The sequence below is a fragment of the Actinomycetospora sp. C-140 genome (assembly GCF_054796175.1).
In genome coordinates this window covers 1-19,571 of the sequence record NZ_JBTWNF010000011.1, presented here as the reverse complement: position 1 = coordinate 19,571, position 19,571 = coordinate 1, and the positions used below count along the sequence as shown (strand labels likewise).

General features: G+C 75.2%; 18 protein-coding genes. 13 read left to right on the top strand and 5 right to left on the bottom strand.

Features of this window, described 5'->3' with window-relative positions:
- Positions 1–2 precede the first annotated feature (2 nt).
- The 4 genes from ACR9E3_RS18620 to ACR9E3_RS18605 all read left to right on the top strand — a co-directional run bounded on the left by ACR9E3_RS18620 (position 3) and on the right by ACR9E3_RS18605 (position 3,162).
- Entirely contained in the window at positions 3–428 is a 426-nt protein-coding gene (locus tag ACR9E3_RS18620; protein ID WP_460382001.1) for a nuclear transport factor 2 family protein, read from the top strand.
- A complete protein-coding gene (locus tag ACR9E3_RS18615) occupies positions 425–865 on the top strand; it encodes a nuclear transport factor 2 family protein (RefSeq protein WP_460382000.1) in 441 nt (146 codons plus the stop codon). Before ACR9E3_RS18620 ends, ACR9E3_RS18615 begins: the two co-directional genes overlap by 4 nt.
- Complete coding sequence (locus tag ACR9E3_RS18610; RefSeq protein WP_460381999.1) at positions 862–2,403, top strand: class I adenylate-forming enzyme family protein; 1,542 nt, start codon at positions 862–864, stop codon at positions 2,401–2,403. The genes ACR9E3_RS18615 and ACR9E3_RS18610 overlap by 4 nt, the downstream gene beginning before the upstream one ends.
- Positions 2,404–2,490: 87 nt before the next feature.
- On the top strand, positions 2,491–3,162 hold the full coding sequence (locus ACR9E3_RS18605; protein WP_460381998.1) for a TetR/AcrR family transcriptional regulator: 672 nt from the start codon (positions 2,491–2,493) through the stop codon (positions 3,160–3,162).
- A gap of 78 nt (positions 3,163–3,240) precedes the next feature.
- On the opposite strand, the gene ACR9E3_RS18600 is transcribed toward ACR9E3_RS18605, so the two are convergent.
- The gene (locus tag ACR9E3_RS18600; RefSeq protein WP_460381997.1) at positions 3,241–4,959 is read right to left on the bottom strand and encodes an acetyl/propionyl/methylcrotonyl-CoA carboxylase subunit alpha; all 1,719 of its coding nucleotides are present in this window, start codon (positions 4,957–4,959) and stop codon (positions 3,241–3,243) included.
- A gap of 90 nt (positions 4,960–5,049) precedes the next feature.
- On the opposite strand from ACR9E3_RS18600, the gene ACR9E3_RS18595 reads away from it, so the two are divergent.
- The 9 genes from ACR9E3_RS18595 to ACR9E3_RS18555 all read left to right on the top strand — a co-directional run bounded on the left by ACR9E3_RS18595 (position 5,050) and on the right by ACR9E3_RS18555 (position 15,533).
- Positions 5,050–6,660: an acyl-CoA carboxylase subunit beta gene (locus tag ACR9E3_RS18595; RefSeq protein WP_460381996.1), complete on the top strand. Its 1,611-nt coding sequence runs from the start codon at positions 5,050–5,052 to the stop codon at positions 6,658–6,660.
- Positions 6,657–7,433 carry an enoyl-CoA hydratase/isomerase family protein gene (locus tag ACR9E3_RS18590; protein WP_460381995.1) on the top strand — a complete coding sequence of 259 codons (777 nt, stop codon included), beginning with the start codon at positions 6,657–6,659 and terminating at the stop codon, positions 7,431–7,433. The genes ACR9E3_RS18595 and ACR9E3_RS18590 overlap by 4 nt, the downstream gene beginning before the upstream one ends.
- The gene (locus ACR9E3_RS18585; RefSeq protein WP_460381994.1) at positions 7,433–8,221 is read left to right on the top strand and encodes an ester cyclase; all 789 of its coding nucleotides are present in this window, start codon (positions 7,433–7,435) and stop codon (positions 8,219–8,221) included. Before ACR9E3_RS18590 ends, ACR9E3_RS18585 begins: the two co-directional genes overlap by 1 nt.
- Complete coding sequence (locus tag ACR9E3_RS18580) at positions 8,218–9,183, top strand: LLM class flavin-dependent oxidoreductase (protein WP_460381993.1); 966 nt, start codon at positions 8,218–8,220, stop codon at positions 9,181–9,183. The genes ACR9E3_RS18585 and ACR9E3_RS18580 overlap by 4 nt, the downstream gene beginning before the upstream one ends.
- Positions 9,180–10,436 (top strand): cytochrome P450, encoded by a 1,257-nt coding sequence (locus ACR9E3_RS18575; RefSeq protein ID WP_460381992.1) that lies wholly within the window; start codon positions 9,180–9,182, stop codon positions 10,434–10,436. The genes ACR9E3_RS18580 and ACR9E3_RS18575 overlap by 4 nt, the downstream gene beginning before the upstream one ends.
- On the top strand, positions 10,433–12,016 hold the full coding sequence (locus tag ACR9E3_RS18570; protein WP_460381991.1) for a class I adenylate-forming enzyme family protein: 1,584 nt from the start codon (positions 10,433–10,435) through the stop codon (positions 12,014–12,016). The genes ACR9E3_RS18575 and ACR9E3_RS18570 overlap by 4 nt, the downstream gene beginning before the upstream one ends.
- Positions 12,013–12,873, top strand: a complete 861-nt coding sequence (locus tag ACR9E3_RS18565) for a MaoC family dehydratase (protein ID WP_460381990.1) — start codon at positions 12,013–12,015, stop codon at positions 12,871–12,873. Before ACR9E3_RS18570 ends, ACR9E3_RS18565 begins: the two co-directional genes overlap by 4 nt.
- 61 nt (positions 12,874–12,934) lie before the next feature.
- A complete protein-coding gene (locus ACR9E3_RS18560; RefSeq protein ID WP_460381989.1) occupies positions 12,935–13,852 on the top strand; it encodes an alpha/beta hydrolase in 918 nt (305 codons plus the stop codon).
- A 31-nt stretch (positions 13,853–13,883) separates the two neighbouring features.
- Positions 13,884–15,533: a flavin-containing monooxygenase gene (locus ACR9E3_RS18555; RefSeq protein ID WP_460381988.1), complete on the top strand. Its 1,650-nt coding sequence runs from the start codon at positions 13,884–13,886 to the stop codon at positions 15,531–15,533.
- A 114-nt stretch (positions 15,534–15,647) separates the two neighbouring features.
- Here the strand turns inward: ACR9E3_RS18555 and ACR9E3_RS18550 are convergent, their stop codons facing one another.
- The 4 genes from ACR9E3_RS18550 to ACR9E3_RS18535 all read right to left on the bottom strand — a co-directional run bounded on the left by ACR9E3_RS18550 (position 15,648) and on the right by ACR9E3_RS18535 (position 19,440).
- On the bottom strand, positions 15,648–15,980 hold the full coding sequence (locus tag ACR9E3_RS18550; RefSeq protein WP_460381987.1) for a hypothetical protein: 333 nt from the start codon (positions 15,978–15,980) through the stop codon (positions 15,648–15,650).
- A 147-nt stretch (positions 15,981–16,127) separates the two neighbouring features.
- Positions 16,128–16,421, bottom strand: coding sequence for a hypothetical protein (locus ACR9E3_RS18545; RefSeq protein ID WP_460381986.1), 294 nt, complete (start codon positions 16,419–16,421; stop codon positions 16,128–16,130).
- Positions 16,405–16,587: a hypothetical protein gene (locus ACR9E3_RS18540; protein ID WP_460381985.1), complete on the bottom strand. Its 183-nt coding sequence runs from the start codon at positions 16,585–16,587 to the stop codon at positions 16,405–16,407. The genes ACR9E3_RS18545 and ACR9E3_RS18540 overlap by 17 nt, the downstream gene beginning before the upstream one ends.
- A gap of 306 nt (positions 16,588–16,893) precedes the next feature.
- Positions 16,894–19,440: an HAD-IC family P-type ATPase gene (locus ACR9E3_RS18535; protein WP_460381984.1), complete on the bottom strand. Its 2,547-nt coding sequence runs from the start codon at positions 19,438–19,440 to the stop codon at positions 16,894–16,896.
- Between the last annotated feature and the right edge of the window lie 131 nt (positions 19,441–19,571).

Genomic DNA, 19,571 nt, shown 5'->3' with positions numbered 1-19,571 from the left:
ACATGCCTGATGCGAACGACCGCGCCGAGATCATCCAGGCCACGTACCTCTACGCCCGGGGCCTCGACCGCTTCGACCCGAAGGAAGCCCTCTCCGCCTACGCCGACGACGCCGTCTGGGACGCGACGGGCGTCGGGCTCGACCGCTACGAGGGCCGCGAGCAGGTGCTGGCGTTCTTCGAGCGCGACGCCGGCTCGATGTCCGAGCAGTTCCACATCATGACCAACCACGTCGTCGAGTTCGACGACGACGACCACGCGCACGGCACGAACTACGTCCTGGCCGAGGGGAAGACCACGACCGGCGCGTCGATCAAGGCGGCCGCGCTCAACGTCGACACCTACCGGCGCACGGCGGACGGCTGGAAGATCGCCAGCCGCGTGATCTCGCCCCTGACCGCTCCGGAGATGGAGGGGTTCGAGGCATGAGCTCCACCGACGCCGAGGAGGTCGTGCGCGCGTACCTCGACGCTGTGGGCGCCCTCGACCTCGACGCGCTCGCGGACACGTTCGCCCCCGAGGTCGTCATGGACCTGCCCTACGCCCCGCCCGGGTTCCCCCGGCGGGTGGAGGGCAAGGAGGGTGTGACGGGGTTCTTCGCCGCGATGCCGGAGATGATCACTCCGCTGCGCTTCCACGAGTACCGGATCGACGCCGTCGCCGACGACCCGGGATCGATCGTGGCGCAGTACGCGAGCGACGCCCGCATCCTCGCCACCGACCGCCCGTACCGGAACACCTACATCTCGCGCTTCCAGGTGCGCGGCGGCGCGATCACGTGGTTCGCCGAGTACTTCGACCCGATCACGCTGGTCGAGGCCCTCGGCGGCACGGTGACGATGCCGGGGCAGGAGGTGTCGGCGTGAGGGTGCTCCGCACCCTGCCCGGACTGCTCGACGACGCGGTGGCCCGGTCGCCGTCGCGCGAGGTCGCGTTCCCCGGCGAGCGGGCGAGCTGGCCCGCGGTGCGGGCCGCCGCGCGGTCGTGGGCGGCCGGGCTGCACGCGCGCGGGGTGCGCCCGGGCGACCGGGTCCTGCTCGTCCTCCCGAGCGGGCTCGACGCCGTCGCCGGCATCGTGGGCGCGTCGATGCTCGGGGCGATCCCGACGCCGCTGAACCCCCGCGGCACCCCGGACGAGACCGCCTGGCTGCGCGGCGACGCCGACCCCGCGGCGGTCGTGGCGTCGCCGGAGCTGCTCTCCCTCGCGGGGCCGGGGGCGGTGACACCGGAGGAGGTGGCGGGCGACCCGGGAGACGCGCCGGCCGTCGCGGTGGCGCCCGACGACCCGATGATCCTGCTCTACACCTCGGGCACGACGTCGCGCCCGCGCGGCTGCGTGCACACCCACGGGGCCTACGCCGCGCTGGGCGAGAACCTCGTCGAGCGGCTGCGGCTCACGCCCGACGACCGGTTCTGGACCCCGCTGCCCCTGCACCACTGCGGCGGGATCGACCTGCTCACGGGCTCGCTCGCCGCGTGCTGCACGCTCGTGCACGTCGGGGCGTTCACCCCCGACGTCGCGTGGCGCCAGCTGGTCGAGGAGCGCGCGAGCGTGGCGTTCCCCGCGTTCGACACGATCTGGCTGCCCGTCCTGGACCATCCCGCCTACGACCCGGCGCTCGTCCCCGACCTCCGCACGGTCATCAACGTCGGGCCCGCCGAGCGGATGGCGGCGATGCAGGCGCGGATGCCCGGGTCGACGCAGATCTCCTGCCTGGGCGGCACCGAGGCGGCGGGCTTCTGCTGCGTCGGGTCGGTCGACGACCCGCCGGAGGCCCGCGCCGGCACGAGCGGGGTGCCGCTGCGGGACATGGAGGCGACCGTCCGCGACCCGGAGACCGGGCGGGAGTGCGGGCCCGGCGAGATCGGGGAGTTCCTGCACCGCGGGGTGTCGCGCATGGCGTACTACCACGGTGACCCGGAGACCACGGCGGAGCGGATCGACGCCGAGGGCTGGTTCCACACCGGCGACCTGGTGCGCCGCGACGCCGCGGGCCGGTTCACGTTCGTGAGCAGGCTCAAGGACATGCTCAAGGTCGGCGGGGAGAACGTCGCGGCCGCCGAGGTCGAGGGCCGGCTGGCGGAGCACCCGGCGGTGGGCGTCGTGGCGGTGGTCGCCGCGCCGGACGCCCGGCTCGGCGAGGTGGCCGCGGCGTTCGTGGAGCTGACGCCGGCCTTCCGGGACGCCGACCGCGAGGCCCTCGGACGCGAGCTCGTCGACCACTGCCTGGCGGCGCTCGCCACGTTCAAGGCCCCGCGCTGGGTGGAGTTCGTCGACGCGTGGCCGATGTCCGGCACGAAGGTCCAGAAGGGGGTGCTGCGCGAGCGGATCGCCGCCGACCTCGCCGCGCGGGGGATCACCGAGGCCCCGCGCGTCTCGCGCCGTCACCTGACGGCGGGGTGACCCGCGCGGCCGACACCTACCGACCGTATGGTGGTCGGGGCGCACCGGGGCGCCGTCACGAGCGCCTCGACCACAGGAGCAGAGCACATGGCACAGGACCGCCGGCCTGCGGGGCGCAGCGAGCGCCGGGCCGCCGGGGAGCGCAAACCCCGCGAGGAACGCTGGGCGCAGCTGCTCGAGGTCGCCACCCAGATGTTCTACGAGAAGGGCTACGACGGTGCCTCCCTCCAGGACATCGCCGACCGCCTCGGCATGCTCAAGGGCAGCCTGTACTACTACATCCAGTCCAAGGAGGACCTGCTCTTCGAGGTGATCAGCGAGGTCCACCGCGAGGGCTTCGCCGTGGTGTCGTCGGCCTCCCAGAGCCCCGGCGATCCCTTGGACCGCCTCGAGCGCACCATCCGCGCCCACGTGGAGCACGCCTGCCGCAACCTCGTGCCCACCGCGGTGTTCCTCCACGAGCTCGAGTCCCTGCCCACTGCCCGGCGCGAGGAGATCCTCGGCTCGGGTCACGCCTACCAGGGCGTCTTCCGGGACCTCGTCGCCGAGGCCCAGCGCGCGGGCCTCACGCGCGCCGACGTCGACCCGCGCGTCGCGGGCCTGTCGATCCTCGGCTCGACGAACTGGGTCTATCGCTGGTTCCGCGCCGACGGCCCCTCGACCCCCGAGGAGATCGGGGCCCAGCTCGCCGCGATGGCCGTGCACGGCGTCGCGACCGCCGACGCCCTCGCCGCCCGCGGCGCGACCGTCAGCGCGTAGCGGGGCGCGCCTGCCGGAATGCAGCGAACGTGGCGTTCGCTGCTTCTAGGCGCACGAAGTCCCCGTTGATCATCCCGGTCACGCCAGGACGACCAGCGCGCTCCCGGCCGTGACACGGTCGCCCGGGCCGACGTGGACGGCGTCGACGCGTCCCGCCTGCGCCGCCCGCACCGGGAGCTCCATCTTCATCGCCTCGAGCACGACGAGCACCGCCCCGGCGGCGACGTCCTCGCCCGCGTGCACCGGGACGTCCACCACCGTCGCGTCCATCGGGGCGACCGGGTCGCCGGTGCCCGGGGAGCCGGGGGTCGCCGTCCTCTCGTCCGGCGCCTCCCCGGCCGCCTCGGTCCGGCGCGCACCGTCCGCCCGGTGCCGCGGGACCCGCAGCGTGAGGGGGCCGCGGTCGGTGGTCAGCCGGACGGCGCGCTCGGCCGCGGCCGCCGCCGGCGCTGCGGTGGGGGCCACCGTCGGGGTCGGCGGCCAGTCGCGCTCGACGCTGCCGGTGTCGTGGGCCATCGCGCGGTACGCGGGACGGTCGAGGACCGTGCGCAGGTAGGACGCCGTCGTCGGCACGCCGTCGACGGCGAGCTCGTCGAGCGCCGCGGCGAGGCGCGCCGTGGCCGTCGCGCGGTCGGGGCCCCAGGCGAGGACCTTGCCGAGCAGGGAGTCGTAGGCGCCGGGCACGGTGTCGCCGGCCTCCACACCGAGGTCGGCGCGCACCCAGGGGCCGCTCGGCACCGTGAGCGCCGTGACGTGCCCGGGCGCGGGCCGGAAGCCCTGCCCCGGGTCCTCGGCCGCGATCCGGGCCTGGACGGCGTGGCCCCGGACCTCGACGCCGTCGACGACGGAGGACAGCGCCTCCCCGGCCGCGAGGCGCAGCTGCGCGACGACGAGGTCGACGCCCGTGACCATCTCGGTCACGCCGTGCTCGACCTGCAGGCGCGTGTTCATCTCGAGGAACGACACGGCGCCGGTGTCCCGGTCGAGCAGGAACTCGACGGTGCCCGCACCGCGGTAGCCGACGGCCGCGGCGAGCCGCCGGGACGCCTCGTGCAGCTCCGACCGGACGGCGGAGGGCAGGTCGGGCGCCGGCGCCTCCTCGAGCAGCTTCTGGTGGCGCCGCTGCACGGTGCAGTCGCGGTCGCCGAGCACGGCCACCGCGCCGTGGTGGTCGGCCAGCACCTGCACCTCGACGTGGCGCGCCCGGGCCACGTGGCGTTCGAGGAACACCTCGCCCCGGCCGAACGCGGCGGCGGCCTCCCGCCCGGCGGCGGCCAGCGCGTCGGCGAGCCCGGCGGCGCCCGTGACGACCCGCATGCCCCGCCCGCCCCCGCCGTGCGCGGCCTTGACCAGCAGCGGGAACCCGATCCGCTCGGCCGCGACGCGGGCGGCGTCCAGGTCCACCGGGCCGTCGGTGCCGTCCAGCACCGGCACGCCGCTCTCCCGGGCGAGCGCCCGCGCCCGCATCTTGTCGCCCATCGCGGCCACGACGTCGGCGGGCGGACCGACGAACACGAGGCCCGCGTCGACGACCGCCCGCGCGAAGCCGGCGTCCTCCGCGAGCAGGCCGTACCCCGGGTGCACGGCCGCCGCCCCGCACGCCGTCGCCGCCCCGACGACCGCGTCGACGTCGAGGTAGGAACCGACCCGGACGGTCTCGTCGGCGCGCCGTGTGACGAGCGACCCGGCGTCGGCGTCGGTGTAGATCGCGACCGCGCGCAGACCCCGCTCGCGGCAGGCCCGCACGATGCGGACGGCGATCTCGCCCCGGTTGGCGACGAGCACGGGTCCCTCCATCGCGACCTCCCTGCAGAGCTCATCTACCAAACGGCCGGATGGTAGATTACCGTCGCCGCGAGAGCCACGTCACGTCATGCGGGAGGCACCGTGCCGGTCGAGCACGCAGGAGGCCATGAGCCGCCCGCGACCGACGATGCCCCCTGGACCGACGATGCCCCCCGCGCGGGCAGGGACGAGGCCCTCACCGAGCTCGACCGCCGCCGCGCCGCCGCCGAGGCGATGGGCGGCGAGGCGGCGATCGCGAAGCACCGCGCGTCCGGGCGGATGCCGGTGCGCGAGCGGGTCGCGGCGCTCGTCGACCCCGGCACCTGGTTCGAGATCGGCGCGCTGGCCGAGCCGGAGATCCGGCGCGAGAAGCCGGTGCCCGGCGACGCGGTCGTGACGGGGTTCGGGACGCTCGACGGGCGGCGCGTCGGGGTCATCGGCATCGACGCGACCGCGGTTGCCGGCACGACCGCGCCGATCAGCATGCGCAAGCAGGGCCGGCTGATCGAGCACGCCCAGCGCGGCGGCTTCCCGCTCGTGCTGCTCTGCGACGCCGACGGCGGGCGGATGCCCGACGTCATGGGCTGGCGCTTCTCGGGCCTGCCGCTGGACTTCACGAGCTTCCTCGGCGCCACCGACGGCAGCCCGGCCGTGCCTCGCGCGGCGGCCGTGCTCGGCCCGAGCTACGGCGACTCCGCCCTGCACGCCGCGACCGCCCACTACGTCGTGATGACACGCGGATCCTCGGTCGCGCTGTCCGGGCCGTCGGTCGTCGAGCCCGCGATCGGCGAGCGGCTCACCGACGAGGAGCTGGGCGGTCCGGAGGCCGCGACGGCCGCCGGCAACGCGCACCTCGTCGTCGACACCGAGTCCGACGCCCTCGACGCGCTCGGCGCGTTCCTGTCCTACCTGCCCTCGAACGCGGCGCTCCCGGCGCCGGTGAGCGCACCCGTCGCCCCCGCCCGCACCGATCCCACCGACATCGTCCCCACCGGCGCCCGCGCGGGCTACGACATGCGCGACGTGCTCGCGGCCGTCGCCGACGCGGACTCGGTGCTGCCGTGGGCGGACGGGTGGGGCCCGAGCCTGCTCTGCGCGCTCGCCCGCCTCGAGGGCGCGCCGGTCGGGATCGTCGCCAACCAGCCCCTGGTCCGCGCCGGCGCGCTCGACCCGGAGTCGCTGGCCAAGGAGCACGACTTCGTCGACCTCTGCGACACCTTCGGCCTGCCCCTGGTGTTCCTCCACGACGTGCCCGGCCTGATGATCGGCAGCCAGGCGGAGCGCGCCGGCATCCTGCACGCCTACGAGCGCACGGTCGCGCGCATCGCCCGCGCCGCGGTGCCCCGGGTCGGCGTGGTGCTGCGCAAGGCCTACGGCGGCGGGCACTTCGCGATGGGCGGGCGCCCGACCCGGCCCGACTTCCTCTACGCCTGGCCGACCGCCGAGATGGGGTTCATGGCCCCGGAGACCGGCATCCGCACGGTGCACCGCCGGGCCCTGGACCGGCTGCTCGAGGAGGACGGCCCGGAGGCCCGCGACGCGCGCTCCGCCGAGCTCACCGCCGAGTGGGTCGCCGAGTCCGAGCCGTGGGAGGCGGCGGCGCACCTCTCGCTCGACGACGTCATCGCCCCCGCGGCGACCCGCCACGTGATCGCCACCAGCATCGAGATCGCCTGGGGCGAGCGGCCGCACCGGACGGGGGCGCAGGGGTGAGCGAGTACACCGAGATCACCGTCAAGGACGACGGCCCGGTCGCCGTGATCCACCTCGACCGGCCGGAGAAGCTCAACGCGCTCACCGCGGCGTTCTGGCCCCAGATGCGCGACGCGCTCGCCCGGCTCGAGGCCGGCGGGACGGTCCGCGCGGTGGTGCTGACCGGCGCGGGGGAGAAGGCGTTCTCGGCGGGCGGCGACATCGCCGGCTTCGGCGAGCTCGACGGCACCGCGGCGAAGCGCGCGTTCCAGGCCGAGTGCCTGCGCACGTTCGCCGCGCTCGAGGAGTCCCCGCTGCCGGTGATCGCCGCGGTCAACGGCTACGCCTTCGGCGGCGGCTGCGAGCTGGCGCTCGCGTGCGACCTCGTGATCGCCTCGGAACGGGCGGCCTTCGCGATGCCCGAGAGCGCGATCGGCCTGGTCCCCGGGTTCGGGGTGCTGCGCGGCCCGGCCGTCATGGGCCGGCACTGGACGAAGTGGATGGTGCTCGCCGGCGAGCGCCTCGACGCCGCGACGGCCGAGCGCGTCGGGCTCGTGCAGAAGGTGGTGGCGCACGACGCCCTGCTCGACGAGGCCATGGCGCTGGGCGAGCGCATCGCCCGCGCGGCGCCCCTGGCCGTCCGGGTCGGCAAGCAGATGATCAACCGCGGCGTCGACCGCGGCGAGACGGGCTACTCGCTCGAGGCGGTGACGATGCTGCAGGACACCGCTGACACCGCCGAGGGGATCGCGGCGTTCGCCGAGAAGCGCCCGCCCCGGTTCGAGGGGCGCTAGTGGAGCCCTTCGTCGCGCTCATGCGCCGCTACGTCGTCGACTACACGAACTCCCACGACCTCGCCGTCTGCGACGAGATCATGGAACCCGACTACGTCCTGGTCATGGGACCGCACGAGGTCGCCGGCCGCGACGAGGCCTACAAGCCCGCGACGCGGCGCCAGCTCGACCAGTTCCCGGGCCTCGGGCTCACCGTCCACGACGTCGTCACCAACGGCGAGCGCCTCGCCCTCCTCTTCTCCGAGCACGGCGCCTCGGTGCGACACGACGGTGCCCTGGCCGCCTGGCGCGGCATCGGCCTCTACGTCTGGAACGGCACCCGCCTCACCGCCAACCGCGTCGAGCAGGACTACCTCGCCCGCCGCCGCCAGCTCGCCGACGGCGTCCCCGACGCGGTGCCGCCGCCCGCGCTCGCGCCGTGGGACACCGAGGCGCGGGAGCCCGACGGCGGTGTCGAGGCGGTCGCGGCCGCCTGGGCCGCCCAGGGCGCCCCCGCCGTGAACGACGTCGTCATGGACGACGGGCGTGCACCCGGCGACCTCGTCGACGCCGACGAGGTCGTGGTCGACGACCTGTTCACCGCGGGCGACCGGGCGGCGCTCCACGTGACCGTGCGCGGCCGGTTCCGCGGCGGGCTGGACGGGTGCGACGAGCACGTCGGCGCGCCCGCGACGCTGCACGCCGTCGCGCTGGTCACCGTCACCGGCGGCCGCGTCGTGACGGGGCAGGTCGTCCGCGACCGCCTCGGCCTCGCGAGGGCGCTGACGTCGGCCGGGGCCCGGGCATGAGCAGCAGCCGGCACCCGAGGGTCGGGCTCTACCTCGACCTGCGCCTCCCGCCGGGCTCCCGCGGCGCCGACGTCTACGCGCGCACCCTCGACCGCGTCGCCGCCGCGGAGGCGCGCGGGCTCGAGGCCGCGTGGGTCACCGAGCACCACGGGTTCGCCGACGGCTACCTGCCCGCCCCGCTGACGGCCGCCGCCGCGATCGCCGCCCGCACCCGCACGCTGCGCGTCGGCACGGCGGTCGTGATCGGGCCGATGCTGCCCGCCGAGACGCTCGCGGAGCAGGCCGCGGTGGTCGACCTGGTCTCCGGCGGGCGCCTCGAGCTCGGGGTCGGCGCGGGCTGGCGGGCCGAGGAGCTCGCCCGGGCCGGCGTCGAGCACCGGGAGCGCTACGCGATCCTGGAGGACCAGCTGCGCCGCCTGCCCGCGCTGTGGGCCGACGGCACCGTCACCCCGGCGCCCGTGCAGGACCCGCTGCCGACGTGGGTCGGTGCCCGCGGACCCCGCGGGGCGCGGCTCGCCGGACGCGTCGGGGCCGGGCTGCTCTGGCTCGACCCCGCGCTGCTCGCCCCGTACGCCGAGGGCCTCGCCGCCGGCGGGTGGCCGGCCGCGCGGGGTCGCCTCGGCGGGCTCGTCAACCTGCTGCTCGCCGACGACCCGGACGCGGCGAAGGCCGAGGTGCGCACCGCGGCCCGCCGCAACCGGGAGTCCTACCGGGGCAACGACGACGAGGCAGCCAGCAAGGGCGACACCACGTTCCCGCGGCTGCGCGTCCTCACCGGTGAGGACGCGGTGGCCGCGGTCCGGGCCCAGCTGGACGAGCTGAGCGGCGTCCCCGTCACCGACGTCTTCTGCTTCGCCGACCTCGGTGGGCTGCCCGACGACGTCGTCGACCGCCACCTCGAGCTCGTCACCGGCGTCCTGCGGCCCGGACTCGCGCCCCTCACCGTCGGAGGTGACCCGTGACCGATCTCCCCGACGACCTGCTGGCCCCGGCGGCGATCGCGGACCCGGACGCGGCGGCGGCGGTGCTGCGCACCCACGACCCCGTGCACTGGAGCCCGGCCCACCGCGCCTGGCTCGTGACGCGCTACGACGACGTCGTCGCCGCCTTCCGCAACCCGGCGCTCTCGTCGGACCGGGTGCGACCGCTGATCTCGGGCCGCACGGCGACACCCTCCGACGACCCGTCCCAGCGCGTCCTCGGGCTGATCAGCGAGTGGATGGTCGTCACCGACCCGCCCGCGCACACCCGGCTGCGGCGCCTGGCCGGGGCGGCCTTCAAGCAGCAGCAGATCGCGGCGATGGAGGAGCGCATCCAGGCGCTGGTCGACGAGCTCGTCGACAGGTTCCTCGCCGAGCAGGGCACCGATCTGGTGGCCGGCGTCGCCTACCCGCTGCCCGCGATCGTCATCGCCGAGATGCTGGGCGCCCCGCCCGCCGATCGCGACCGGTTCCGGGAGTGGTCCGACGAGCTCGCGCTCGTGGCCTTCGGCGCCGGCGGCGACGCCCGCCCCGACCGCCACGCCCGGGCGCTGCGCGGGCTCGAGGAGATGGCGGCCTACTTCCGCGAGCTGGTCGCCCTCCGCCGCCGCGAGCCCGGGGGCGACATGCTCTCGGCGATGATCGCGGGGGACACGCCCTCCGGTGGCACCGACCAGGACGGGCTCTCCGACGACGAGCTCGTCGGCATGTGCGCGCTGCTGCTGTTCGCCGGGCACGAGACCACGACGAACGCGATCGCCAACGCGATCCGCCTGCTCACCGCCGACCCCGGGCTGCGCGACCGCGTCCGCGGCGACCCGGCGCTGGTCAACCCCGCCGTCGAGGAGTCCCTGCGGCTGGTGGGGCCGATCAAGGTCCTGGTGCGCTGGGTCGTCGCCGACCACGAGCTGCGCGGACGCACGATCCGCGCGGGCGAGCGCGTCTACCTGCTGCTCCCCGGCGCCAACCGGGACCCGGAGCGCTTCCCGCACCCCGACACCGTCGATCTCGCCCGCGAACGGGCCACGCACGTCGCGTTCGGGCGGGGGATCCACGCCTGCATCGGGGCGCAGCTCGCGCGGATCGAGACCCGCATCGCCGTCGGGACGCTGCTGCGGCGGCTGCCGGGGCTGCGCGTGGCGGGTGACCCGGAGTACCTGTCGACGATCGCCTCGCGGGCCCAGGCGTCGCTGCCGGTGGTGCACGACGGGCACGCGGTGGGGAGCCGGTCGTGAGGCCCCGGGTCACCACCCTGTTCGAGCTCGTCGACGAGTCCGCGGCCGCCGATCCCGACGCGGAGGCGCTGGTCTTCGCCGACGGCGAGCGGCTCACGGTCGGCGGGCTGGCCGACCGCTCCGTGCGCCACGCCGCCGCCCTGCTCGCGCTCGGCGTCGCGCCGGGCGACCGGGTGGCGCTGCTCCTGCCGGCCTCGGCCGACCTCGTCGCGCTGCTGCTCGCCGTGACGCGGGTGGGGGCGGTCGCGGTGCCCGTCAACGCCCGCTACCGGCCCGGCGAGGTGCGCCACGTCGTCGTGCACTCCGGGGCCGCGGTCGTGGTCACGGCGCCGCCGAGCACGCCGGGCGCCCCCGACCTGGCCGACCTCGCCCGGCGCGCCGTGGACGCCGGTCCCGCGCCGGAGCTGCGGGCCGTGGTCACGCTGGAGGAGCTCCGTGGCGACCACGATCGCGCGCCGGTTGCGGACGCCCAGGCCGGCACCCGCGTCCGCGACGCCGCCGTGCTCGTCTACACCTCCGGCACCACCGCCGCGCCGAAGGGCGCGCTGCTCTCGCACGAGGCGCTCGTGCGGCTCGCGGCCGGGATCGCGGACCGGATGGCGCTGACGTCCGCCGACCGCATCTGGACCGCCATCCCGCTGTTCCACGGCGGCGGCATCACGTTCGCGCTGAGCGCCCTGACCGCGCGCGCCACGTTCGTCCACCCCGGCTTCTTCGACCCCGCGACGACGCCGGCGCTGCTCGAGTCCGAGCGGGTCACGGTGGCGCTCGCGGCGTTCGAGACGATCTGGATGCCGGTGCTCGACCGCCCCGACCGGCCCCATCGGGACTGGTCGGCGATCCGGCTCGTCATGGCGGTCGGCGTCCCCGAGCGGCTGCGCGCCATGGCCGACCGGGTGCCGCAGGCCGTGCACGTGTCGTGCGTCGCGATGACGGAGTCGTCGGCGTTCCTCGCGCTCGGCCGTCTCGACGACCCGCTCGAGGCCCGGCTGACCACCGGCGGGCACCCGATGCCGGGGATGAGCGTGCGGGTGGTCGACCCGGAGACCGGCGCCGACCTCCCGCCCGACGTGCCCGGCGAGCTCCTCTTCCGCGGCCCCACGGCGTTCGACGGCTACTTCCGCGACCCGGAGGCCACGGCGGCGACGATCGACGCGCACGGCTGGGTGCACACCGGCGACGTCGTCACCGTCGACGCCGACCGGCGGGTCACGTTCCGCACGCGGCTCAAGGACATGCTCAAGGTCGGCGGGGAGAACGTCTCCGCCGCCGAGATCGAGAACCACCTGCTGACGCACCCCGCGGTCGGCGTGGTCGCCGTGGTCGCCGCGCCCGACGCGCGCTACGTCGAGGTGCCGGCGGCGTTCGTGCAGCTCGCGCCGGGGGCGAGCGCGACCGCCGAGGAGCTGATCGCGCACTGCGTCGGGCGGATCGCGAGCTTCCGCGTGCCGCGCTACGTGCGGTTCGTCGAGCAATGGCCCATGTCCGGGACGAAGATCCGCAAGGTGGAGCTGCGGGCGCGGATCGCCGAGGAGCTCGCGGCGGCCGGCGTCACCGAGGCGCCCCGGGTCGGCGCGTGACGGCGCCCGCCCCGGAGGAGCTCGCGGGTCGGCGCCTGCCCGGCGGCACGTGCCGTGTCGAGGGCTACGAGAGCCTGCTGATGCACGACGCGGTGCGCGCCCCCCGGGCGCCGGGACCGCACCCGATCTGGGCGTTCCTGGCGCCGCAGCGGGGGATGGGCCCGACGCTGGGGGAGCTCTTCGCGAGCTTCGGCTGCCCGCTCGACGCCGGGCCGCTGCTGGGGCGGTTCGGGGCGCGGTTCGCGGGTCCCCTGGTGCTCGACGCCGAGCACGAGGTGCACGGCGGGATCACGACGGTCCGGCGCCGCCACGGCCGCGTGCTGGGGACGTTCGACGAGGTCGAGATGGTGCTCGACGTGCAGCGCGACGGCGTCCCGGTGCTCACGGCCACCTACGGCTTCCTCCTGCCCCGGCGGGGGGTCGAGGCGCCGCCGGAGTCGCCGGAGCCGCCGGCCCCGTCCGTGGGCACGCCCCCGGAGCACCTCCCGCACCTCCCGCACCAGGGCCCGTCGCTCACCGTCCGCGCCGACGAGATGAAGCTGATGGCGCTGCTGCTGCGCGACCCGAACCCGATCCACCTCGACCCCGACGCCGCCGCCGCGGTCGGGTACGGCCGCGCGTGCGTCAACCAGGGCCCCGCCAACCTCGCGTACGCGCTGACCTTCCTCACCGCACGGCACCCGGACGCGACGCTCACGGCGTTCGAGGCGCGGTTCCGGGCCACCGTCGTGGCCGGCGACGTCGTCACGCCCGCGGCCGCCGACGACGGGACCTTCGCGCTGCGGCACGCCGACGGGCGGGACGCGGTCACCGGTCGGGCCGAGTGGGGCCCGTCCGGTCCCCGGAGATCATTGTGATCACGACCACGGCGCCGTTAAACTACCGGTCGTTTGGTAGCCGACGCGACGAGGCGGGTCCATGGCTCTCGACGAGGCGAGCACGGCGCTGCTGACCCAGCTCGGGGAGAGCGGGCTGCCGCCGATCAGCGACATGACCCCGGAGCAGGCCCGCGGCCTCGGTCCGGCGCTGGCCGAGATGTACGGGCCCGGGCCCGACGTCGAGCTGGTCGTGGAGCCCCCGGACGCCCCGGTGCCGGTGCGGGTGATCGTGCCCGCGGGCACCCCGCGCGGCGTCGTCGTCTACTACCACGGCGGCGGGTGGGTGATCGGGGCGCTCGACGAGTTCGAGCACCTCGGCCGGACGCTCGCCGTGCGCACCGGGTGCGTCGTGGTGCTGGTCGACTACCGGCTCGCCCCCGAGCACCGCTACCCGACGGCCGTCGAGGACGCGTGGACGGCGCTGCGCTGGGCGGACGAGCAGGTCGAGACGCTCGCCGGCGCCCGCGTCCCGATCGTCGTCGCGGGGGACTCGGCGGGCGGCAACCTCACCGCGATCGTGGCCCGCCGCGCGCGGGACGCGGGTGGTCCGGCGCTCGCCGCCCAGGTGCTCGTCTATCCCGTCACCGACGCGAACGTCGACCGCCCGTCCTACGTCGACCCCGACAACCAGCTGATCGTCAGCCGCGCCGCCATGATCTGGTTCTGGGGCCACTACGCCCCGGACCCGTCCTTGCGGGGGGAGCCCGACGCGTCACCCCTGCGCGCCGACGACCTCGGCGGCCTGCCGCCCGCGGCGGTGCTGCTCGCCGAGCACGACCCGCTGCGCGACGAGGGCCAGGCCTACGCCGACCGCCTCGCCGAGGCGGGCACCGGCGTCTCGACGCTGCTCGTGCCCGGGCAGATGCACGGCTTCTTCACGCTCCTCATGCTGCCCGGCGCCGCCGTGGGGATGGACTTCGTCGTCGACGAGATCGCGAAGGCACTCGCGTCGCGCTGACCCGGCCCCGATCACCCCGGAGGTGACCACGATGACCGACACCCTCGGAGCGCCCGCCGGCACCGCGTCCGGCACCGCGTCCGGCACCCGCCGCGTCGACGCCCTCGTCGTCGGCGCCGGCCTGGCCGGGCTCTACATGCTCCACCGGTTCCGCGAGCTCGGCCTGACGACGGTCGTGCTCGAGGCCGGCGGCGACATCGGCGGCACGTGGTACTGGAACCGCTACCCCGGCGCCCGGTGCGACGTCGAGAGCATGGAGTACTCGTACTCGTTCTCCCCGGAGCTCGAGCAGGAGTGGGACTGGACCGAGAAGTACCCGACGCAGCCGGAGATCCTGCGCTACGTCCACCACGTCGCCGACCGGTTCGGCCTGCACGACGGCGTCCGCCTCGACACCCGCGTGGCCTCCGCGCACTTCCGCGACGACGACGGCCGCTGGACGGTGACGACGGAGGCGGGCGAGCGCTGGGACGCCGAGCAGCTCGTGATGGCCACGGGCTGCCTGTCGACGTCGAAGCTGCCCGAGATCCCCGGCGTCGGGACGTTCGCCGGGCGGACCTTCCACACCGCGCACTGGCCGCACGACCCCGTCGACTTCACCGGCCGGCGGGTCGCCGTGATCGGCACCGGGTCGTCGGGCATCCAGGCGATCCCGCTCATCGCCGAGCAGGCCGGCGACCTGACCGTGTTCCAGCGCACCGCGAACTTCAGCATGCCGGCCAACAACGCGCCGCTCTCCGACGAGGCGCAGGCCGACCGCAAGAAGACCTATCGCGAGCACCGGGAGGCCGCCCGCACGTCGGGCTTCGGCGTCCCCGTGCCGGAGGCGACGCAGTCGGCCCTCGAGGTCGACCCGGACGAGCGGCACGCAAAGTACGAGTCGGTGTGGGGCCGCAACCTGGTGGGGCTGCTGGCCTCCTACACCGACAGCATCATCGACGCCGACGCGAACGAGACCGCGGCCGAGTTCGTCCGGGAGAAGATCCGCGAGGTCGTGCACGACCCGGAGACCGCCGAGACGCTCTCGCCGCGCGACCACCCGTTCGGCACCAAGCGCCCCTGCCTCGACAGCGGGTACTACGCGACGTTCAACCGCGAGACCGTCCACCTGGTCGACCTCAAGAAGACCCCGCTGACGGAGATCACCGAGCACGGCGTGCGCACGAGCGAGCGGGAGTACGAGGTCGACGACATCGTGTTCGCGACCGGGTTCGACGCCATGACGGGCACCCTGCTGGCCGTCGACGTCCGAGGCCGCGGCGGCCGGCCGCTCGCCGACAAGTGGGCCGACGGGCCCGTGTCGCACCTCGGCCTCCAGGTCGCCGGGTTCCCGAACCTCTACATGATCACCGGCCCGGGCAGCCCCTCGGTGCTGTCGAACATGATGGTGTCGATCGAGCAGCACGTGGACTTCGTCGCCGACGCCGTGGCGTACGCGCACGCGCGGGGCGACACCGTCGTCGAGTCCACCGAGGACGCCGAACGCGGCTGGACCGACCACGTCCGCGAGGTCGGCGAGTACACGCTCTACCCGCGCGCGAACTCCTGGTACATGGGCGCGAACGTGCCCGGCAAGCCGCGGGTGTTCATGGCCTACATCGGCGGCGTCGGGAACTACCGGGCGCACTGCGACCAGCTGGCCGCCGACGGCTACCCGGGGTTCGCGTTCTCCTCGACCTGACCTCGACCCGACCCCGTGCACGACGACGGCCCGGACCCGCGGGGGGTGCGGGTCCGGGCCGTCCGTGAGCGGTCTCCTGCGTCATGGGGCGGGAAACCGCTCACATGGCGTCGGTCAGAAGCCGGCGGGGTCGTAGGAGGTCGTCTCGAAGGTGCCGTCGGCGTTGGTGTCGACGGCCGCGGTGTCGAAGTCACCGTCGTTGTCGGTGTCGACCAGCACGGTCTCCCCGTAGCCGTCGGCGTTCGTGTCGACCACCGCGGACTCGAAGGAGCCGTTGTGGTCGGTGTCGGCGATGACCGTGTCCACGTAGCCGTTGTGGTCCTCGTCGGTCGACACCGAGTCGATGTTCCCGGACGCGTCGGTGTGGTACGTGCCGACCACCTGACCGGAGGCGTCGTAGACGGACCCGTTGGCGAAGGAGTAGTTCTCGCCGGCGGTGTTGCTCATGGTCGGTGCTCGCTCTCGGTGAGTGCCAGGGATGGCTCGGTGCCCGGTGCGGTGGGCGTTCGGCCCTCTGACGGCCCGGTGAGCCGGGGATGTTCCCGCCCGGCGGACAACTTCTCTCCGCGAGGCCCCGATCGCACTCCGTGACGCTCAGCGGGACGCGAGCACCGGCCCGGTCCGGTCGGCGGGTGCCCGGGGCTCGGGAGCTCCCGCGTCGCCCGGGCGCTCGATGTCCGCGAGCAGGCGCCGGGCGGCCCGGACGGCGGCGTCGGGCACCTCGCTCCCGTGGTCCCCCTCGCGGGCCAGCGACCGGAAGAGCTCGGCGAGCGCGGCCGCCGCCGAGCCCGAGAGCGTCACCCCGCCGTCGCACCGCGAGCACGGGGCCAGCGCGTGCGAGACCGCCCGGCAGATGTCGGCCCGGGTGCCCTCAGCGCCCGCGGACACGGACCGACTCCGGGACGTCGCCGGCGAGCGTGCCGGCCGGGGTGTCGCGCCAGACGAGCGGGAAGGAGGCCCGTCCGGACCTCAAGTCGCCGGCCGCGCGGGGACGCGGCGGCTCGACGGTGCGTGGCCGACGCGCGGCGTCGGCCTGCCAGTGCAGGTGCCACATGGGCGGGGACCTCCTCGTCCACCACCGGGGCCGTGCTCGCGGGCCGGGGAAGCCACGCCGGCGATCACGGAGAGTCGGCCGTGCCTCGCGGACTGAACACGGCACCGGCGATGGTGGTCCAGATCACGAGATCATCGCCATCCGAGGACGGTCTGGACCGAAACAGCACCGGATCGGCGCAGGTCGGATCACCCGGTCAGCCGGTCACCCCCACGACCGCCACGAGGAACCGTCCCACCCCTTCCGCCCCACCGTCTGGACCGCCGAGGTGCTCGCCGAACCGGTCGTCGACGTCGGCCGCGGTCGTCATGGCTCGACGGAAGGCCGGGTGCGCAGGCCGAGGACGCGTTCCATCACCCGGTACCGCAGCGCCAGGCTCAGCGTCACGAACCAGAGGACCAGGCCGATCGCCGGGAACCCCACCACCGGCGGATCGGGCGCCGTCAGCCCGAAGTACTCCCGTGTCGCCGGCACGACGAGGACGACCACGAACGCGACGAACAGGCCCAGTGCCAGCCAGGTCGGGCGCCGGTCGCTGCTGACAGGCCGCCAGGCGGTGAAGATCCGGTGCGGCGGCTCCAGGAGCAGGATGAGCACCATCGCGGTGACGGACACGAACACCGACATCGCCGACTGGGCGCCGAGCGTGGCCGACGCCTCGGCGAAGTCGGCGTCCACCCCGTACGTCAGCCCGGTGTACTGCTCGAACAGGGTGATCGCGCGGGGCTCCGGGGTCTCCGTGAAACCGGAGAGGATCCGCGTGTACAGGAACGCGTAGATCGCGGTGGCGAAGCCCGCGGTGATCACACCGACCGGGATGACGAAGCGGGCCAGCGACACGAGCAGGTCCTCGGCGGGAGGCTCCGGGCGTGCCCACATCGTCAGGAAGAACGTCGGCAGCCCGACCGTGAACAGGGTCAGCCCGACCTGGGTGGGGGTGTAGGGGAAGCCGAGCCCGAGCAGGGTCACGGTCAGGATGACCAGCATCTGCGTCGCGACCCGGGACAGGAACAGGTACATCGACGAGCTGACGCCGGCGATGATGCGGCGGCCCTCGGTGCGGGCCGGGGGGAGGGTGGTGAAGGAGTCGTCGAGCAGCACGATGTCGGCGACGTCGCGGGTGACCGCGCTGCCCGAGCGCATCGCCACCCCGACCTGGGCCCGCTTGAGGGCGCGGGCGTCGTTGACGCCGTCGCCGACCATCGCGACCTGGTGGCCGCGGCGGCGCAGCGAGGCGACGATCTGTTCCTTCTGCTCGGGGGCGACCCGGCCGAACACGCCGTGGGTGTCGACGGTCTCGTCGAAACCGTCCCCGTCGAGGGCGGCGAGGCGGGGGCCGGGGATGGCGGGGGCGTCGAGCCCGGCGCGGCGCGCGAGGGCGGCGACGGTGTCCGGGTCGTCCCCGGAGATGATCTTCACGGCGACGCCCTCGGCGGCCAGCCCGGTCAGGACCTCGGTGACGCCCTCGCGCAGCTCGTCGGCCAGCGCGACGAGGGCCACCGCGTGCAGGGGGCGGGGCAGGCGGGGTCGGTCCCCGTGGTCGCCGTGGTCGCCGTGGTCGCCGTGGTCGCCGTGGTCGCCGCCGCCGTCACGCAGCGGGCTCCGCGCCCGGGCCAGGACCAGGACGCGCAGTCCCTGGTCGGTGCGGGCCCGGACGGCGTCCTCGCTGACGACGCCCGGGTCGGCGAGCGCGGCCCGCAGCGTGCCGGGGGCGCCGAGGACCAGCGAGGTGCCGTCGGCGAGGGTGATCCCCGACCAGCGCAGCGCGGAGCGGAACTCGACCTCGTCGACGGTCCCGGCGCGCTCGCCGGGCAGCGAGGTGTCCGCGGCCAGCGCCGTGGTGGTGGCGTTGGTGCTGCTCACCGAGCGGGCGAAGGTGCCCAGCAGGGCTCGCGCTCCGGCCTCGTCCTCGGCGACGACCTCGGCGAGGGCCAGCCGGCCGGTGGTCAGGGTGCCGGTCTTGTCGGTGCACACGACGTCGACGCGGCTGATGGCCTCGACGGCGTTGGTCTGCTGGACCAGCGCGCCGCGCCCGGCGATGCGGGCGGCGCCGACGGTGTAGGCCACCGCGATGAGGAAGAACAGCCCGTAGGGCACGAGCCCGGACAGGACCGCGGAGGTCTGCACGAAGCGCAGCACCGTGGAACCGTCGAGGGCGGCCTGGGCCAGGATCGCGCCGCTCATCAGCAGCACCAGCACGATCAGCAGGCGCACCACCAGGTCGATGCGCCACTGCAGCGGGGTCAGCGCGGTCGTGTCGGCGCGTGCCGCGAGCGTCAGCCGGCCGGCGTGACTGTCCGCGCCGACGGCCTCGGCACGCATCAGCGCCTCCCCGCCCGAGCACGACGAGCCCGACAGCAGCGCGTCGCCGACGTCCTTGGCGATCGGGTCGGACTCGCCGGTCAGCAGCGACTCGTCGGCCTCGACCCGCCCCAGCACGACCGGTCCGTCCACGACGATCTGGTCGCCGGTGCGCACCCGGACCAGGTCGCCGGCGACGACCTCGGCCGGCGCCACCGTGCGGTCCCCGCCGTCGCGCACCACCGTGACGGGCTCGCGGGCGAGCAGCTGCAGGCGGTCGAGCTGGCGCTTGGCCCGCAGCTCCTGGACCGCGGCGAGTGCCGCGTTGATGATGCCCAGCCCGACGCTGACGAGGGCGTCGCTGTAGCGGCCGAGCACCAGCAGCGCGATGCCGATGACGAACAGCGTGTTGTTGTAGAAGGAGAAGACCGTCGTCCGCAGGATGCGTGCGGTGGTCCGGCCGGAGCCCGACACCGGCGTGTTGGCCCGGCCCGCGCGCGCCTCCTGCTGGGCCTGCGCCTCGGTCAGGCCCTCGGCGACCGTGGCCGTCATCCAGTCGTCCCCCGCATGCCGACATGATCCCGACCGCACCTGGTCTCCGCCTGAAGGGCCTGGTGCCCCGGGGCTGACCCCGGCTCGCGTGGTGCCGGGGGTTGTCAGCGTGGCGTCCACGCTGATGCTCA

Excerpts from the sequence above, each read along its gene's own strand:
- ACR9E3_RS18620 (WP_460382001.1), top strand. The coding sequence starts at position 3 with ATGCCTGATGCGAACGACCGCGCCGAGATCATCCAGGCCACGTACCTC.
- ACR9E3_RS18555 (WP_460381988.1), top strand. The coding sequence starts at position 13,884 with ATGACCGACACCCTCGGAGCGCCCGCCGGCACCGCGTCCGGCACCGCG.
- ACR9E3_RS18550 (WP_460381987.1), bottom strand. The coding sequence starts at position 15,980 with ATGAGCAACACCGCCGGCGAGAACTACTCCTTCGCCAACGGGTCCGTC.
- ACR9E3_RS18580 (WP_460381993.1), top strand. The coding sequence starts at position 8,218 with ATGAGCAGCAGCCGGCACCCGAGGGTCGGGCTCTACCTCGACCTGCGC.
- ACR9E3_RS18535 (WP_460381984.1), bottom strand. The coding sequence starts at position 19,440 with ATGACGGCCACGGTCGCCGAGGGCCTGACCGAGGCGCAGGCCCAGCAG.
- ACR9E3_RS18605 (WP_460381998.1), top strand. The coding sequence starts at position 2,491 with ATGGCACAGGACCGCCGGCCTGCGGGGCGCAGCGAGCGCCGGGCCGCC.
- ACR9E3_RS18600 (WP_460381997.1), bottom strand. The coding sequence starts at position 4,959 with ATGGAGGGACCCGTGCTCGTCGCCAACCGGGGCGAGATCGCCGTCCGC.
- ACR9E3_RS18540 (WP_460381985.1), bottom strand. The coding sequence starts at position 16,587 with ATGTGGCACCTGCACTGGCAGGCCGACGCCGCGCGTCGGCCACGCACC.
- ACR9E3_RS18560 (WP_460381989.1), top strand. The coding sequence starts at position 12,935 with ATGGCTCTCGACGAGGCGAGCACGGCGCTGCTGACCCAGCTCGGGGAG.
- ACR9E3_RS18615 (WP_460382000.1), top strand. The coding sequence starts at position 425 with ATGAGCTCCACCGACGCCGAGGAGGTCGTGCGCGCGTACCTCGACGCT.